The organism is Afipia sp. GW821-FHT14H12 (genome assembly GCF_058803465.1).
The window spans coordinates 1-15,959 of sequence record NZ_JBXAOZ010000002.1 but is presented as its reverse complement, the minus strand read 5'-3'; the positions used below and the strand labels follow the sequence as shown (position 1 = coordinate 15,959).

The 15,959-nt window shown below is 59.6% G+C and carries 15 protein-coding genes, 1 tRNA gene and 1 pseudogene; 6 read left to right on the top strand and 11 right to left on the bottom strand.

Features of this window, described 5'->3' with window-relative positions; all coding sequences use genetic code 11:
- Nucleotides 1–45 precede the first annotated feature (45 nt).
- Both AC1RNA_RS11745 and AC1RNA_RS11740 read left to right on the top strand, forming a co-directional pair.
- A complete protein-coding gene (locus tag AC1RNA_RS11745; protein WP_492951227.1) occupies nt 46–528 on the top strand; it encodes a hypothetical protein in 483 nt (160 codons plus the stop codon).
- 97 nt (nt 529–625) lie between these two features.
- Nucleotides 626–1,945, top strand: a complete 1,320-nt coding sequence (locus tag AC1RNA_RS11740) for a hypothetical protein (RefSeq protein ID WP_492951226.1) — start codon at nt 626–628, stop codon at nt 1,943–1,945.
- 36 nt (nt 1,946–1,981) lie between these two features.
- On the opposite strand, the gene AC1RNA_RS11735 is transcribed toward AC1RNA_RS11740, so the two are convergent.
- The 4 genes from AC1RNA_RS11735 to cysK form a co-directional block, all read right to left on the bottom strand.
- Nucleotides 1,982–3,010: an AAA family ATPase gene (locus AC1RNA_RS11735; RefSeq protein WP_492951225.1), complete on the bottom strand. Its 1,029-nt coding sequence runs from the start codon at nt 3,008–3,010 to the stop codon at nt 1,982–1,984.
- Nucleotides 3,011–3,453: 443 nt separating this feature from the next.
- Nucleotides 3,454–3,529: transfer RNA gene (locus tag AC1RNA_RS11730), tRNA-Lys, on the bottom strand.
- 129 nt (nt 3,530–3,658) lie between these two features.
- Nucleotides 3,659–5,101 (bottom strand): methyl-accepting chemotaxis protein, encoded by a 1,443-nt coding sequence (locus tag AC1RNA_RS11725; RefSeq protein ID WP_492951224.1) that lies wholly within the window; start codon nt 5,099–5,101, stop codon nt 3,659–3,661.
- Between the two features lie 267 nt (nt 5,102–5,368).
- On the bottom strand, nt 5,369–6,349 hold the full coding sequence (gene cysK / locus AC1RNA_RS11720) for a cysteine synthase A (RefSeq protein WP_009339558.1): 981 nt from the start codon (nt 6,347–6,349) through the stop codon (nt 5,369–5,371).
- 206 nt (nt 6,350–6,555) lie between these two features.
- On the opposite strand from cysK, the gene AC1RNA_RS11715 reads away from it, so the two are divergent.
- Nucleotides 6,556–6,783 (top strand): hypothetical protein, encoded by a 228-nt coding sequence (locus AC1RNA_RS11715; protein WP_492951223.1) that lies wholly within the window; start codon nt 6,556–6,558, stop codon nt 6,781–6,783.
- 13 nt (nt 6,784–6,796) lie between these two features.
- On the opposite strand, the gene tgt is transcribed toward AC1RNA_RS11715, so the two are convergent.
- The 5 genes from tgt to coaD all read right to left on the bottom strand — a co-directional run bounded on the left by tgt (nt 6,797) and on the right by coaD (nt 10,769).
- Nucleotides 6,797–7,930 carry a tRNA guanosine(34) transglycosylase Tgt gene (gene tgt / locus AC1RNA_RS11710; RefSeq protein WP_492951222.1) on the bottom strand — a complete coding sequence of 378 codons (1,134 nt, stop codon included), beginning with the start codon at nt 7,928–7,930 and terminating at the stop codon, nt 6,797–6,799.
- Nucleotides 7,927–9,012: a tRNA preQ1(34) S-adenosylmethionine ribosyltransferase-isomerase QueA gene (gene queA / locus AC1RNA_RS11705; protein WP_492951221.1), complete on the bottom strand. Its 1,086-nt coding sequence runs from the start codon at nt 9,010–9,012 to the stop codon at nt 7,927–7,929. Before queA ends, tgt begins: the two co-directional genes overlap by 4 nt.
- A 119-nt stretch (nt 9,013–9,131) precedes the next feature.
- Entirely contained in the window at nt 9,132–9,596 is a 465-nt protein-coding gene (locus AC1RNA_RS11700) for a peptidylprolyl isomerase (RefSeq protein WP_009339562.1), read from the bottom strand.
- Nucleotides 9,597–9,650: 54 nt separating this feature from the next.
- Entirely contained in the window at nt 9,651–10,193 is a 543-nt protein-coding gene (locus AC1RNA_RS11695; protein WP_009339563.1) for a peptidylprolyl isomerase, read from the bottom strand.
- A 78-nt stretch (nt 10,194–10,271) separates the two neighbouring features.
- The gene (coaD, locus tag AC1RNA_RS11690; RefSeq protein ID WP_009339564.1) at nt 10,272–10,769 is read right to left on the bottom strand and encodes a pantetheine-phosphate adenylyltransferase; all 498 of its coding nucleotides are present in this window, start codon (nt 10,767–10,769) and stop codon (nt 10,272–10,274) included.
- Nucleotides 10,770–10,921: 152 nt separating this feature from the next.
- Here coaD and AC1RNA_RS11685 point away from each other — a divergent pair, with 152 nt between their 5' ends.
- Complete coding sequence (locus AC1RNA_RS11685; protein ID WP_492951220.1) at nt 10,922–11,200, top strand: hypothetical protein; 279 nt, start codon at nt 10,922–10,924, stop codon at nt 11,198–11,200.
- 3 nt (nt 11,201–11,203) lie between these two features.
- On the opposite strand, the gene gyrA is transcribed toward AC1RNA_RS11685, so the two are convergent.
- Nucleotides 11,204–13,918 carry a DNA gyrase subunit A gene (gene gyrA, locus AC1RNA_RS11680; RefSeq protein WP_492951219.1) on the bottom strand — a complete coding sequence of 905 codons (2,715 nt, stop codon included), beginning with the start codon at nt 13,916–13,918 and terminating at the stop codon, nt 11,204–11,206.
- Between the two features lie 295 nt (nt 13,919–14,213).
- On the opposite strand from gyrA, the gene AC1RNA_RS11675 reads away from it, so the two are divergent.
- Nucleotides 14,214–14,837, top strand: coding sequence for a MarC family protein (locus AC1RNA_RS11675; RefSeq protein WP_492951218.1), 624 nt, complete (start codon nt 14,214–14,216; stop codon nt 14,835–14,837).
- Between the two features lie 5 nt (nt 14,838–14,842).
- Here the strand turns inward: AC1RNA_RS11675 and AC1RNA_RS11670 are convergent, their stop codons facing one another.
- A complete protein-coding gene (locus AC1RNA_RS11670; RefSeq protein WP_492951542.1) occupies nt 14,843–15,319 on the bottom strand; it encodes a single-stranded DNA-binding protein in 477 nt (158 codons plus the stop codon).
- A gap of 470 nt (nt 15,320–15,789) precedes the next feature.
- Between AC1RNA_RS11670 and AC1RNA_RS11665 the strand changes: the two are divergent.
- A pseudogene (locus AC1RNA_RS11665) lies at nt 15,790–15,959 on the top strand (outer membrane protein); the annotation flags it as partial.

Genomic DNA, 15,959 nt, shown 5'->3' with positions numbered 1-15,959 from the left:
CCCCCGCCATGGCAGGTCGAAAGACCTAACGCGGACCTGTACGTCGTGAAAGATGCCAACGGCATTCCGCTGGTCCAGGTGCCCTGCCGTGACGACCTCAAGGGCGTGCCGTTCTATCACTCGTCGTTGACATCGGACGAAGCCCGGCGCATTGCCAATGCTGTCGCGCGACTGCCTGAATTTTTAATGCAACGACATGGCTTTCATCCGCGCGGCGCATCACCGAAGCGCTACTCGCCGTTGCGGCCATATCACGTCGCGCTGAAAGACGATTACATCCGCGAGAATTGGGAATGGATCAACGCGACATGCAAGCTCAATCGCATTCCTTTCGACGACACAGGTGAACGCATCCAGCGCGACGGCACATGGGTCGTCCACGAGTTTGCAGTGCAACTTGAAGCTATTCAATTCTGGGATCAGTTCGAAGGACGCTGGTTACGTGCCGAGGAATTCGTCTATCCCGATCGACCAGCTAATTTGCCAATGATGAAGATGTCGTTAGGAAAACCCAGGTCTTCTCGATGAGAACCGGCGAGCAATAGCAATATGCGAGGCTTGTAGAAGATTGCACTCTTGACGATTGCACTGTTAGCGGATCGACTAAATAGATACGGGGGGATTCATGGCCGAAGTTATTAATAAAACCGGAGATGTGTTTGGCGTCAGCCGCGATATTCCGCTCACTTACATTTCTCGCGCACATGTCGATAGCAAGCTGATTGATAATCTGTCACGAGATAAGCACGTGATTATTTTTGGCAGTTCTAAGCAAGGTAAAACTTGCCTTCGACGCTATTGCCTATCCGACGATGACTACGTTTTGGTCCAGTGCCAAAATACTTGGGACCTATCCAAATTAGACGAAGCCATTTTGAAAGCTGCCGGCTGTGAGGTTGAGGTTTCGAATTCAAGGACGGTTGAAGGAAAAGCAAAGCTTCAAGTCAAAGCCACAAGTGGATTTAATCTATTCGGCCTTGGCAAAGTTGAGGGCGAAGCTGGTGGCGAAGGTGAGAAAACTAAAAAACAAGAACGAACGACTGAGCCATTTGACCTTGATCCCAACGATCCAAATGATTTAGTTCGCGCCTTGAAAGGCATCGAGTTCACCAAGTTTATCGTCTTAGAAGATTTTCACTATTTGCCACAGGAAACTCAGGAGCAATTTGCGTTTGCCTTAAAGACGGTCCACGAGACGTCCAAAATAACATTTATCATCGTGGCCGTCTGGCGCGAAGAAAATCGGTTGATTGTTTACAACGGAGATCTCGCCGGTCGTGTCGTTTCGATTGACGCCGATGAATGGCCACGGGATGACTTGCTCAAAGTCATTGAGGCAGGGGAAAACCTTTTAAACGTTAGCTTCCCTACGCAGTTTAAAGAAAGCCTCATAGTTCAAGCCTTGCATAGCGTCTATATCGTGCAAGATTGTTGCTATAAGGCATGCATGGAAAACGACATCGTCGAAACTCGAACTTCGCTGGCTACGCTTCCAACCACGATCGATGTCGGAAGGTTGGTTAAGTCGGTGATCGCCGAGCAAGGCGCGCGATACTCATCATTTCTTACAAATTTCGCTGCGGGCTTCGGCACGACGCAGCTCGAAATGTACAAGTGGCTTTTGTACCCGGTACTCACCGCGGAACTGGCGGAACTCGAAAAAGGACTGACTTATCGAACCATTCGGCAAAAAATCCAAAGCGCTCACCCGCAAGAGAATTTGAACCCCGGCAACCTAACCCAAGCACTAATTTCAGTCCCTGCGCTCCAAGCAAAGAAAAATGTCAAGCCGTTCATTCTCGACTATGATCGAAGCAATCTCAGATTGAGCGTTGTCGATAAAGGCTTCCTGATATGGCTCGCGGTTCAAGACCGTCACCAACTGCTCCAAACACTCGACCTGCCCTCATCAAGCTCCGAGAATTCGGAAACCACGCTGTTTTAAGACGTGGCTCCGAGATCGCATGAAGCCAACAAGCCATCATTGGCCTGTTGGCCCGTTGGGCAATTTCCACCACCATACATCGTCTGAGCGCTGGCTAGTGATGCCCAATTCCTTTTTTGCGGCTTTGAATGTATTCCACGAAATGTCCATCTGATCGGCGCGCAGCTCTATCTCGGTTGTTTGCATGGGCCCATCCATCAAGAGCTTGCGAAGCTCAAGGCAAGCAAGCTGCTGTTTCGTGATGTGCATGCTGCGACCGGACATCACCTCGTTGATGTCAACATCGGCGTACTCAGCTTCAAATTCGACGACGGGCTGTCCGTTATTAGACTTCACGGCAAATGCTACTGCCCGCTTCTCGCGCCACCAATTGGCCTTCTCCATCATGAGGTAGCGGCGCTGTTCGACTTTGCCCACCATCAAGACCGAGCGCGAAATGTTGACGAGTCCCACACTGCCGAGAATGCGCTGGCGCGGCGGTTTACGGGCGTCCTTGATGAGATGCAGCACGTTGATGAGGGCGAAGTCGTATTTTGCCGCAAGCTGGCTTAGCGGCGTTAGCAGCTTGCGCACCTGATCTTCACGATAGAGGTTGAGCTGGCCTGCGAAGTCCGTGATGGGGTCGATGATCACAGCCCGCACATCGCCAACGCGGGCGATCACGTCCGCAATTGACTGCAAGGTGTCGTCGAGCCTGTCGATCACCACATCGTCCTCATCGCGGTCTCGCGCACGACGCTTTCCCGCGACTACCATATGGACTTTCGATAGGTCGGCATCCGCTGCCTGAAGCCTTGGCTTCAAAAACCCCGGCTCGTCCTCTTTCGTCAAAAGGATGACGGAGCCCTGATCGGTAGGGGCCTGCTTGTCGTCGCCAATCTGCGGCATCCGCTGGCCGGTCGTTATGCGCGCAACGAGCAAATAAAGCAGCGTCGACTTTCCAGCCTCGCCCTCGCCTGCAAGCGTTGTAATGGTGCCGTACGGGATGAACGGCTTCCACAACCAATCGACTTTTTTGGCTTGAAAAGACTTCAGCGGCTTTGCCGCCCACCACTGATCGTTCATTGTATTGCCTCGTGTCTTACCTTGATGCACTTCGGCATGAACGCGCGGACAAGTCCAATGAGCGGCATGGTGCGCCGTGGTGCATGCTGGAGCACCGTGAGGCTCGACTAAAAATTTATTTTCGAGATCGTCGGTTTATAGCGCGCCTCACGGCTGCAAACGGGCATCGTTCCTTGCAAATTCGTTTGGGCAGCGGGCGGCTCTTGTCAAACAGCCTCACACATCCGTTGCAGGAGCTTTTGAGCGGTTTCGAGCAAGCCTGGGGCTGTGCGGGCTGGCGCATCGGGGGACTCCCTAATCGAGCGCCCCTTGAGGTGCGCCGACGATTTTAGGAGACCTCGCAGGCTGGTCACAGACCGAGGTGATCGTTCGCCGTCGGTGCACCCAACTTGCACCCATCAGCCCCTTGGCCGAGGCAAAACTTAGCTAAGCGCTTGAAATATTGGTGAGCGCGGAGGGACTCGAACCCTCGACCCCATGATTAAAAGTCACGTGCTCTACCACCTGAGCTACGCGCTCACTCGTCGCGGTGTGTAGGGGTCTCATTCCCACGGGTCAAGCCATGAGCGCCGAAAACCGACGCATTGGCGGCCTCCCTCAACGGCTTTTTTGCCAGTGAGTTCAATATTCTAGGCTCTACGGCCCCGATCAGGACTGACGGAAGCCGATCCGGAAGCATCCCCAGTGGCGGCCGCGAATGCGGATCGGCGCCGACGCATCCTTGAGCAGCACGAAATTGCCGTTGCCCATGTCGCGGCGATAGGTCTGCAGCAGGAATGGCGCCGTGCTGTTCGCCACCTTCTCGGCGGCGCGATCCCTGAAAATGCGCCGGTTCCGGCAATTGGCCGCGTTCCAGACCGGATCGTCGCCCTGCGGGTGCCGGTAATTCGGGTTATGGGTCGGAAGGTAGCCGTCGCGTGCCCACGCCACGCTGAACATCACGCGCGGGTCCATCTTCTGCACGGGATCCTGGATCGGCGGCAGTATCCGGTCGGTCAGTTCGACATAGCTCGACAGATATTGCTTGGGGTTGGTGCCCTCGATTTCCCGATAGTTTGGCTCGAAGAACTGCTGCTCCGTGATTTCGCCACGCTCGATCGCGGCCTCGAACGCCTTGCCGACCTTGGCGGCCATTTCGACCGCCGCCTGAATGAAAGGCGTATCCGATGTTTCGACACCGCTTTCGGCAATGGCCTTGATGAGCGTCTCGGAGGCGCCGAGCAGCCCCTCGACGCGATCATCGGCATGTTTCAGATCGCTGGACGACAGATCGACACCCTTGGCGAGATCGCCTAGTTCGGCGAGCACCACGTCGCAGTGTTCCATGTTGGTCGCGGCAGCGGCCGCAATCGCGCTGATGTCGCGCTCCACGGTGGCAAAACCTTCATGGACGCGATTGATCGTACCCTGGATATGATTGGCGCCCTCGCCCGCCTCTCTGGCGAAACGGGTCGCAACACCGCTATCCTCGATCAAATGCCCGATCTCGCCATCGAGATTCTGTACTGTCTGGCTGATCTGCAACGTCGCCTGTCGTGTCGCCTCCGCAAGACTCTTCACTTCGTTGGCGACGACCGCAAAGCCCCGCCCGGCATCACCGGCGCGCGCAGCTTCGATGGTGGCATTGAGCGCGAGAAGATTGGTCTGCTTGGCGATGGTTTCAATGGTGCCTGACACCTTGCCGACCTGCGACAGGACCTGGCTGATCGCCGCAAGTCTGTCCTCGATCCGGCTCACGGCGGTCACGAGCTCGGTAATGTTTCCGACTGCGCTGGTCACGACCTCGCGCGACTGCGTAATCTCGGCAGCCGCATTGGCTGTGAATGATTGGACCGTCCGCGCCGCGCCGTCGATGTTGCGATTGGCCGCAACCATCGTGTCCGCGGTTTCCTGCAAATGGCCGAACTGCTCGGATTGCCGCGAGACGCGACTTGCAACGTCGTGCAGATTGCCCAGCACATCTGCGAGCTCGACACCAAGATTGCCGAGGCCATTGCCCAATTCATCGACCAGTCTCTCCGAGACGGTCGGTATCTGTGCACTCTCCGGGGTGGTCAGGACTTGCGCATGAAGCAGCTGCGGATTTGTCATCTCGGATCAGATCCCATCAAGACATTCGACGGTCGTGAAAATACGAAGACACAGAAACGCAGACCCCGAATCTCTGACGACATCAGAGGCCTGTGGAACTGTATGCTAGACTGAAACGGTAAACATCTACTTGGCATGCATTTTAGCCCAATGGCCGATGCCCGCGGCCAACCGTCTGCTCAGGACCTCGCCTCACGGGCGGTCTCGCGGTGTTTAAGCACCGCGAGACCGCCAAAAGACGGTCAATGGAGCACAAGGGGGCCTTCGCTAAATCCCTTCGAACAGCACCGTCGAAAGATAGCGCTCCGCGAAAGAGGGAATCACGGTGAGAATCATCTTGCCTGCGTTTTCCGGCCGCTTGCCGAGTTCAAGCGCAGCCGCAACCGCCGCGCCCGAGGAGATTCCCCCCGCGATCCCTTCCATGCGCGCGAGCGAGCGCGACATTTCGATCGCCGCCGTGCTGTTCACGGTCACGACTTCATCGATCACCGAGCGGTCGAGGATGTCCGGCACGAAACCCGCACCGAGCCCTTGAATCTTGTGGGGCGAATGCTTGCCGCCCGACAGCACCGGGCTTTCCGCAGGCTCGACCGCGACGATCCGCAGCGATGGTTTGCGCGGCTTCAGCACCTGACCGACGCCGGTGATCGTGCCGCCGGTGCCGACACCGGCCACGAAAATATCGAGGTTACCCGCGGTGTCATTCCAGATTTCCTCTGCGGTCGTCTGACGATGCACGGCGGGGTTGGCAGGATTCTTGAACTGCTGCGGCATCACGGCGTTGGGCGTGGTGCGCACCAGTTCCTCGGCGGTCGCAATCGCACCGTTCATGCCCTGCGCCGCCGGGGTGAGCACAATCTCCGCGCCGAGAAAGGCCAGCATCTTGCGTCGCTCAATCGACATCGAATCCGGCATCACGAGCTTGAGGCGATAACCGCGCGAGGCCGCGACGAAGGCAAGCGCGATGCCGGTGTTGCCGGATGTCGGTTCGATCAGCACCGTGTCCTTGTTGATGGCCCCGGCCTCTTCCATGGCCTTCACCATCGCTGCGCCAATACGGTCCTTCACGCTGGCCGCCGGATTGAAATACTCAAGTTTGGCTAAAATCGTGGCTTTGACGCCGTGCTGCTCCGGCAGCCGCCGCAATCGCACGATCGGCGTGCAACCCGCTGCATCGACGATGCTGTCATAGATGCCGCCCCGCCCGATATGGCACTGGGAAGCGGTCTTGTCCGGCGGCGAATTCATGGCGCACTCCTAGCGAAATGAGTTTCAGAACAGGCGATCATTAAATCTGTCTTTTCGTGTTACGCAAAGAGCCTGAACACGTGGATGTGTGCGTTGCGACAGAAGAAATCGCAAAACCAACGCATTTGTGTTGTGCCTTCTTCAAAGTGCGGATGTAGGTTTTCCCGGTACCGCCAATTGACGACGCCAACCTGAGGGAGGTCACGATGACGGCAACCGCTGAAATCCGCCCGACGCTCGCGCCGTTCTTTCCGCGCGGAGCCGAGCGCATGATTTGCGCAATCTGCTCCGACACCATGGTGGCGGCTGAAGCCTCGGCCTTTTCCGACAACGTCGTGAGCTATCTGTGGACCTGCGATACCTGCGGCCACGGTTTCGTGACCAAGCACACGCTGAGGGATTGTCCGGACGCCCCACGGCAAGGCGACTTCTGAGCCAGGGTGATGTCTACCGCGGCGGCAGGTCGCCTGCCGCCCAGCCTGCTTTCGTTGCAGCGCGAAAATCCGCAAACGTGCCCGCCGCAATCGCTTCGCGAATGCCACTCATCAAGGTCTGAAAATAGGCAATGTTGATCTCGGACAGCAGCATCGCACCGAGAGCCTCGCCCGCCTTCACGAGATGATGCAGATAGGCGCGCGAATAGCTGCGCGCGGGCGGCCACGGGCTTTCCTCATCCAGCGGGCGCGGGTCGTCGGCATGGCGCGCATTACGCAGGTTGATGACGCCGCGTCGCGTGAACGCATGACCATGTCGGCCGTTGCGGGTTGGCAGCACACAGTCGAACATATCGATGCCGCGCGCCACCGCTTCGATCATGTCGTCCGGCGTGCCGACGCCCATAAGGTAACGCGGCCGGTCCTGCGGCAGTAGCGGCGCAGTCTCCTCGATCATCGCCAGCATCACCTCCTGCGGTTCGCCGACCGCAAGCCCGCCCACCGCGAAGCCGTGAAAATCGATCTGACCGAGCGCAACGGCGCTTTGCCGGCGAAGCTCCGCGATATCGCCGCCTTGCACGATTCCGAACAGCATGTGACCGGACGGCGCGCCTTCGAAAGCCCGCTTGGAACGTTCGGCCCAGCGCAGCGACAATTGCATCGCGCGCTCGACCTCTGCGCGCGTCGCCGGCAACCGCACGCACTCATCGAGTTGCATGGCGATGTCCGAGCCAAACAGCCGCTGCACTTCGATGGCGCGCTCCGGCGTCAGGTCCAGCACCGCACCGTCGATGTGTGACTTGAAGCGGACGCCCTGCTCCGTGACCTTGCGCAGTTTCGACAGCGACATCACCTGAAAACCGCCGGAATCCGTCAGCATCGGTCCGTTCCAGCCGGTAAACTTTTGCAGGCCGCCAAGCGCCGCGATGCGTTCCGCCGTCGGGCGCAGCATCAGATGGTAGGTGTTGCCAAGCACGATGTCGGCGCCGGTCTCGCGGATCTCGCGCCAGTGGATGCCCTTCATCGCGCCCGCGGTGCCGACCGGCATGAAGGCCGGCGTGCGCACCGCGCCATGCGGTGTCGTCAGCACCCCGGTGCGCGCTTCGCCGTCGCTGCCCAACAACCGGAAATGATTGGCCACGCTCATGCAGCGTGGCCCGTATCAGCGAACAGCAGGCAGGCATCGCCATAGGAATAGAAGCGATAGCCTTTCTCGATGGCATGTGCGTAGGCCGCCTGCATTGTCTCCAAACCGGAGAAAGCCGAGACCAGCATGAAAAGCGTCGAGCGCGGCAGATGAAAATTCGTCATCATCACGTCGACAGCACGAAAGCGATAGCCCGGCGTGATGAAGATTGCCGTCTCGCCCGTGAACGGCTGGATGGTGCCGTTCTCATCCGCGGCGCTTTCCAGAAGCCGCATCGCCGTCGAGCCGACCGCGACGATGCGCCCACCCTTGGCACGCGCCTCATTCAGCGTGCGTGCCGTCTCCGCCGAAATGGTGCCCCACTCCGCATGCATCTTGTGGTCGGCGGTGTCATCGGTCTTCACCGGCAGAAACGTGCCCGCACCGACATGGAGCGTCAGACGCTGCACGCCGATGCCGCGTGCTTGCAACGCAGCCTCGAGCGCGGGCGTGAAGTGCAAACCCGCCGTGGGGGCCGCGACTGCGCCTTCGTGTTTGGCGAACATGGTCTGGTAGTCGTCGACATCCTTTTCGTCGGGCGCGCGGCGCGAGGCGATATAGGGTGGCAGCGGCGGCGCGCCGAGATCGGCAATGGCCTGATCGAGCACCGGCCCATGAAACGCAAACGACAGTGTGATTTCCCCCGCCTCGCCCTTGGCCTCGACGGTGGCATCGAGATTGCCAAGCAGGCATACCCGTCCCTCGTTGCCGAAGCGCACGACATCGCCTTCTGCGAGCTTGCGCGCGGGCCGCACCAGCGCCTGCCAGCGCGAGCCATCGACACGCTTGATGAGCGTCACGTCGATACGAGGCTCCGTGGCCCCGCCGACCCTGCGTCCCGCCAGTTGCGCCGCGATCACCTTGGTGTCGTTGACGACAAGCTGGTCACCTGCGCGCAGCAAATCCGGCAGATCGCGCACCGTATAGTCATCAAGGCCGTCGCCGGGCCGCACCACCAGAAGCCGGGCGCTCTCGCGCGGCTCGACGGGCCGTAACGCAATGCTTTCAGGGGGAAGATCGAAATCGAATAGGTCGGTACGCATGGTGGCCCGTTATGGCCTCCCAGCCCCGGCCGGGCAACGGCTATGTTGGGGCGTTCCAGAAACAATCATGCCCGGCACAAGGCCGGGCACGAGGCACGCAAAATCGCTGAGCAGCGCCGTTATGCGGCGTCGGCCGCCATGTGCGCCTTGATGATCTTGTCCGGGTTCTGCACCGGCTCGCCGCGCTTGATTTTGTCGACGTTCTCCATGCCGGAGGTCACCTTGCCCCAGACGGTGTACTGATTGTCGAGGAAGCGAGCATCGTCGAAGCAGATGAAGAACTGGCTGTCGCCGGAATCCGGGTTGGCGGCGCGCGCCATCGACACCGTGCCGCGCACATGCGGTTCCGCATTGAATTCGGCCTTCAGCTTCTGGCCGGAGCCGCCGGTGCCGGTGCCGTGCGGACAGCCGGTCTGCGCCATGAAGCCATCGATCACGCGATGGAAAACGATGCCGTCGTAGAAGCCTTCACGCACCAATTCCTTGATGCGCGCGACATGGCCCGGCGCGAGGTCGGGGCGCATTTCGATGATCACCTCGCCCTGCGTGGTGTCGAGGATGAGAGTGTTGTCGTTGTCTGCCATGATTTTTCTTTCCTTTTGAATGGATGAAGGCGCAGCGCGCAATTCAGGGGGCGATTACTTGATGTCGGAGGCGACCTGCACCTTGAGCATCTTATCGGGGTTCTGCACCGGCTCGCCGCGCTTGAGCTTGTCCACGACATCCATGCCCGACACGACATTGCCGATCACGGTGTATTTGCCGTTCAGCGAAGGATAGTCGTTGAACATGATGAAGAACTGCGAGTTCGCCGAATTCGGATCGGACGCGCGCGCCATGCCGACGACACCGCGGGTAAATGGCACGTTGGAGAATTCGGCCTTCAGGTTCGGATATTTAGAACCGCCAGTACCATTGAAGTTCTTGCCATCGCCGGTCTGCGCCATGAAGCCGTCGATGACGCGGTGGAAGGGCACGTTGTTATAGTAGCCATCGCGCGCAAGCTGCTTGATGCGCTCGGCATGGTTCGGCGCAAGATCGGTGCGCAACTGCACCACGACGCGGCCCTTGGTGGTGTCGATGACGATAGCGTTGGCCTTGTCGAGGTTGGCGGGCAGCTTTTGGGCGAAGGCCGGCGCCGCCAGCATCAGGGCTCCGAGGACGGCAAGCAGTCTGATCATGAAAACTCCGTTGGCATTGGAAAGGTTGAATACGTCGCGCGAGGGTGCGCCGATGAAGGAAGCGGCAGCCGCGACGGGCTACTGTGAGAATTTTGCCTTGAGACGGGTTGCAACCGCTTTCGGTACGAAAGCCGAAACATCGCCGCCCATGCTGGCAATCTGGCGCACAAGCGTGGCGGTGATCGGGCGAACCGTGGGGGATGCCGGAATAAAGATGGTCTGCACGTCCGGCACCAGGGTCTGGTTCATGCCGGCGATCTGCATTTCATAATCCAGATCGGTGCCGTCACGCAGCCCGCGGATCAGGATCGAGGCACCGGCCTTCTGGGCCGCCGCAACAGTCAGATTGTCGAAAGTCACGCATTCGATGCCGCAGCCCGAGGCGGCAGCGAACGGCGCAAACACTTCCACGATCATGGCGCGGCGCTCATCAATCGAGAACAGCGGCGCCTTGCCGGGATGCACGCCAATGGCCACGATCAGCCGATCGACCAGGGTGCACGCCTGGCGCACCACGTCGACGTGGCCGTTGGTGACGGGATCGAACGACCCCGGATAAAGCGCGACACGAGCCATTCCTCCTCCTAACCTGCCCTGCGAGAGGCCGCAAGCGAGCCGGTTCCCTTACGGTTACCGATATTTTTCCGCCCTCCGCCCGGAATTCCGGCGAACCATTCCGGCCCAGCCGCGTCATTTCCGAAAGCGCTTGAGGGCGCCGGAGGCAAAACATGATGCTGGAAGCGAAATTGGCGGATCCGCCGAAGATTCTGGGCGCGGTGGCGGCCATAGCCGCGTTTGCCGGTGTTGCGCTGATCCTTCTGCCGAGTTTAGCGCCTCAGGTTGAGGCCAGTGAGCCTGGGGCTCTCGCCCGGGGCGATAAACTGGCCGTGGCGGGCGTCGATTGTGCCCAGCAGGACTGGCCGAACATTTCCGCCGTCTGCCTGCGACGAGGGGATGCAACCCCTCGCCCCGTGCTGACCCATATCCGGATGGTGACGCCGCGCTAGAGCCTAGCCTTCGCCAGATTGCTCGCCTTCGTCAGTGAGGTGCTCGACCGACACCACGCGCTCGTCATCAGAAGTGTTGAAGACAGTGACCCCCTGCGTCGAACGGCCAGCAATACGGATGTCCTCGACCGGGCAGCGGATGAGCTGGCCCTTGTCGGTCACCAGCATGATCTGGTCGCTGTCCTCGACCGGGAATGAGGCCACGAGCTTGCCGTTGCGGCCGTTGACCGACATCGCGACTATGCCCTTTCCGCCGCGTCCCGTAGTCCGGTACTCATAGGACGAGGTGCGCTTGCCATAGCCGTTCTCGCTGATGGTCAGCACGAACTGCTCATTTGCGGACATTTCGACATAGCGTTGCTCGCCGAGTTCGATCGCGCCCGTCGCCTCCTCGCTGTCGGTGCCTGCCTCGTCTTCGACGCCACCACGGCGCACCGCATTGGCGCGGCGCAGATAGGCGGCGCGTTCGTCGGCGTTGACGTCCATGTGACGCAGGATGGTGAGCGAGATCAGCTTGTCGCCGTCGCCGAGGTTGATGCCGCGCACGCCCATCGAGGTGCGCCCCTGAAACACGCGCACGTCGGTGACTGGGAAACGGATGCACTGGCCGCCGGCAGCGGTGAGCAGCACGTCATCGTTTTCCTTGGCGATCTGCACATCGACGATCGACTCGCCCTCATCGAGCTTCATCGCGATGATCCCTGAGCGGCGGACATCGACGAAATCCGACAGCTTATTGCGCCGGACATTGCCGCCGGTGGTAGCGAACATCACATCGAGTTCGCTCCACGAGGATTCATCCTCCGGCAACGGCATGATCGTGGTGATGCGCTCGCCCTGCTCCATCGGCAGGATGTTGATGAGCGCCTTGCCACGCGCGTTCGGCGCCGCCATCGGCAGCCGCCAGACCTTTTCCTTGTAGACTTGGCCGCGCGAGGAGAAGAACAGCACCGGCGTATGCGTCGAGGCGACGAACAGCCGCGAGACGAAATCCTCGTCGCGCGTCTGCATGCCGGAACGGCCCTTGCCGCCGCGCTTCTGCGCGCGATAGGTCGAAAGTGGCACGCGCTTGACGTAACCCGCGTGCGAGACGGTGACGACCATGTCCTCGCGCTGGATCAGGTCTTCGTCCTCGACCTCGCCTTCCTGATCGACGATCACGGTGCGGCGTGGCGTGGCGAATTCATTCTTTACCGCCGTCAATTCATCACGAACGATGCCCTGCACGCGCGCGCGCGAACGCAGGATGTCGAGATAGTCCGCGATCTCGACCGCGAGCTTGTCGAGTTCGTCGGAGATTTCGTCGCGGCCCAGCGCGGTGAGGCGTTGCAGACGCAGATCGAGAATGGCCTTGGCCTGCTCCATCGACAGCCGTGCGGTGCCATCCGCGGAAATGCGATGACGCGGATCGTCGATCAGCATCATCATCGTCTCGACATCCTTCGCCGGCCAATCGCGCAACATCAAGGTATCGCGCGCCGTAGCCGGATCTGGCGAGGTGCGGATGACGCGAATGATCTCGTCAATATTAGCGACCGCAATGGCAAGACCGACCAAGATGTGCGCGCGGTCGCGCGCCTTGTTGAGCAAGAATTTCGTGCGCCGCGAGACGACGTTCTCACGAAACGCGACGAACACCGTCAGCAGGTCCTTGAGATTCATCACCTGCGGACGGCCGCCGTCGAGCGCCACCATGTTGGCGCCAAAGCTCGTCTGCAGCGGCGTGAATTTGTAGAGCTGGTTCAGCACCACGTCCGGCACCGCATCGCGCTTCAATTCGACGACGACGCGGTAGCCATCGCGATCGGATTCGTCGCGCAGGTCGGAAATACCCTCGATCTTCTTGTCGCGAACGAGTTCGGCGATGCGCTCCACCATCGTCGCCTTGTTCACCTGATAGGGAATTTCGGAAACGATGATCGCTTCGCGATCCTTGCGGATAGTCTCGATGGACACCTTGCCGCGCATTACAATGGAGCCGCGGCCGAGATGATAGGCCGAGCGAATACCCTGTTTGCCGAGGATGATGCCGCCGGTCGGGAAATCCGGTCCCGGCACGATGTTGATGAGATCGTCGATGCCTAAACCGGGATTGTCGATAAGCGCGATGCAGGCGTCGATCACTTCGCCGAGATTGTGCGGCGGGATGTTGGTCGCCATACCGACCGCGATGCCGCCCGCACCGTTGACCAGAAGGTTCGGAAATTTCGCCGGCAGAACCTTCGGCTCGCGCTCGGAGGAATCATAGTTCGGCTGGAAGTCGACGGTGTCCTTGTCAATGTCGTCGAGCAGCGAGTGGGCGATCTTCTGCAGACGGGATTCGGTGTAGCGCATCGCCGCAGGCATATCGCCGTCAACCGAACCGAAATTGCCCTGGCCGTCGATCAGCGGCACGCGCATGGAGAAATCCTGCGCCATGCGCACCAACGCGTCGTAAACCGACTGGTCACCGTGCGGATGATATTTACCGATGACGTCGCCGACCGTGCGCGCAGACTTGCGGTACGGCTTGTTCCACTCGAAACCGTTCTCGTACATGCCGTAGAGAATGCGCCGATGCACCGGCTTCAGGCCGTCGCGCGCATCAGGCAGCGCGCGCGACACGATCACGCTCATGGCGTAATCGAGATACGAACGCTTCATCTCATCAGAGATCGAAACAGGCTTGATGTCGGCGGGACCGGAGCTGTCGTCCGCCGGATCTTTCGGGTCGGTCAAGGGAGCGAATCCTGAGGTACGAAATGTCCTGCCTATATAGGCTGAATCGCAGATTTTAGCCAACCTATTCGGGTCGGAAGACGCTCGAAATAATCAAATATTTTCAGATATTTGCAGGGTGATTTTATGCCCTTTCCGGCACTTGCGTCCCGACCTGCCGCAAGGGTTTTCCAAAGTTGTTTTCAACGTCCAGAATCCGCCCGCGAACTGGCAAAAAAAACGGACCAGCCAATCCGGGTGCGCGTTAGGCTAAACTCGTAAAACGATGGCACCGCTGCCAGCCTGCGGAGTGCTCATGCTTGCCGAATACGCGCTCAATGCGTTTGTGACGTTGTTCGTCGTGGTCGATCCGATCGGGATCACGCCGGCATTCCTGTCGGTCACGCATGGACTGCCCGCCGCCGTCCGCCGAAGCGTCGGCTATCGCGCGGCGGTAATCGCTGCAGCGATCCTGATCGGTACCGCGCTGATCGGAAACTGGCTCCTGACGCGGCTCGGTATCGGTCTGCCTGCTTTCCGGATATCCGGCGGTATCCTCTTGTTTGTCATCGCCGGTGAAATGGTGCTCGGCATTCGCCCCGCCCGCGAGGCGCGGCAGGCCGAACGGGCCATCGAGGAGCATGCACGCAACATCGCCGCGTTTCCGCTGGCCATTCCGCTGATCGCAGGCCCCGGTGCGATCACCGCCACGCTGCTGCTGGCCGGACAGACCAAAGAGGACCCGGCCTCTTTGTTGACGCTCGTCGGCATCGTCGTCGTGATCGCCGCCGTCTGCGCGATGGCATTCGTCTTTGCAGGCCGCGTTGCGCAGCTGCTCGGCGTCACCGGCAACGTCGTGATGTCACGACTGCTCGGCGTGGTGCTTGCTGCCCTCGCCGTGCAGTTCGTCATCGACGGCGGACGCGCCGCCTTTGGATGATGTGATTAGAACGGAATATCGTCGTTCATGTCGTCGCGGCCACCAGAGGCCGGAACAGAACGGCGCTGGGACGGCCCGCCCGAACTGAAGGAGCCACCGCCTTCATCACTGGCGAACGAACCGCCGCCGCCACGGCCATCGAGCATGGTCAGCGTCGAGTTGAAGCCCTGCAGAACGACCTCGGTCGAGTACTTGTCCTTGCCGTCCTTGTCCTGCCACTTCCGGGTCTGGAGCGCGCCCTCGATGTAAACCTTGGCGCCCTTCTTCAGATACTGCTCCGCGACCTTGCAAAGCCCCTCATTGAAAATGACGACGCGATGCCACTCGGTCTTTTCCTTGCGTTCGCCGGTGTTCTTGTCACGCCAGGTCTCGGACGTCGCGATGCTGAGATTGGCGATCGGCCGCCCGTCCTGGGTGCGCCGGATATCGGGATCGGCCCCGAGATTGCCCACCAGAATGACCTTGTTGACGCTGCCTGCCATGACTTCAATCTCCACCAGAGCGCTTACCATGCGCCCGCCCGGCACCTAAGCCTACTCGCGGTCGCATCGAAACGCCGCGATGGAGCTTCCCTGCTCCGAAGAGGCGCTTATCCACACCAATGCGGTGGGTGCTCTCGTCAGCATTTATACGTACTCGTTTTGTTCCTTACAAGTCCTTGGGCCAAAATGGCTTTCGACGCGGCGCAATAACTCACCATTTTGTGATCAAAATCGATGGAACAAAAGCGCGTGAATAATTAGCGTTTACAGATGCTTAAATGGAACTTTGGAACTCCAAACATCGCGTCTGACTGTGATATTTGCGACACGGCTTTTTCGAAGAATCCGAGTTATAGGTTGGGGCAACGGAATTCATCATTCCACCTGCGTAGCGCTAACCCCAGCGGACGCAATCTGGACACATCGCGCTCTTGGGACGGATCCTGGGACACGGTTTTTGGAGAAGAAAAATGAAAAAGATCCTTCTTGCAGCCACTGTCGCGGCTCTGAGCTCGACCGCCGCGTTCGCTGCCGACCTTCCGGCCCGCACCTATACGAAGGCACCGGCTTACGTTGCTCCGATCTACAACTGGACCGGTTTCTACATCGGTGCCCAGGTTGGCGGCGCTTTCCAGGGTTC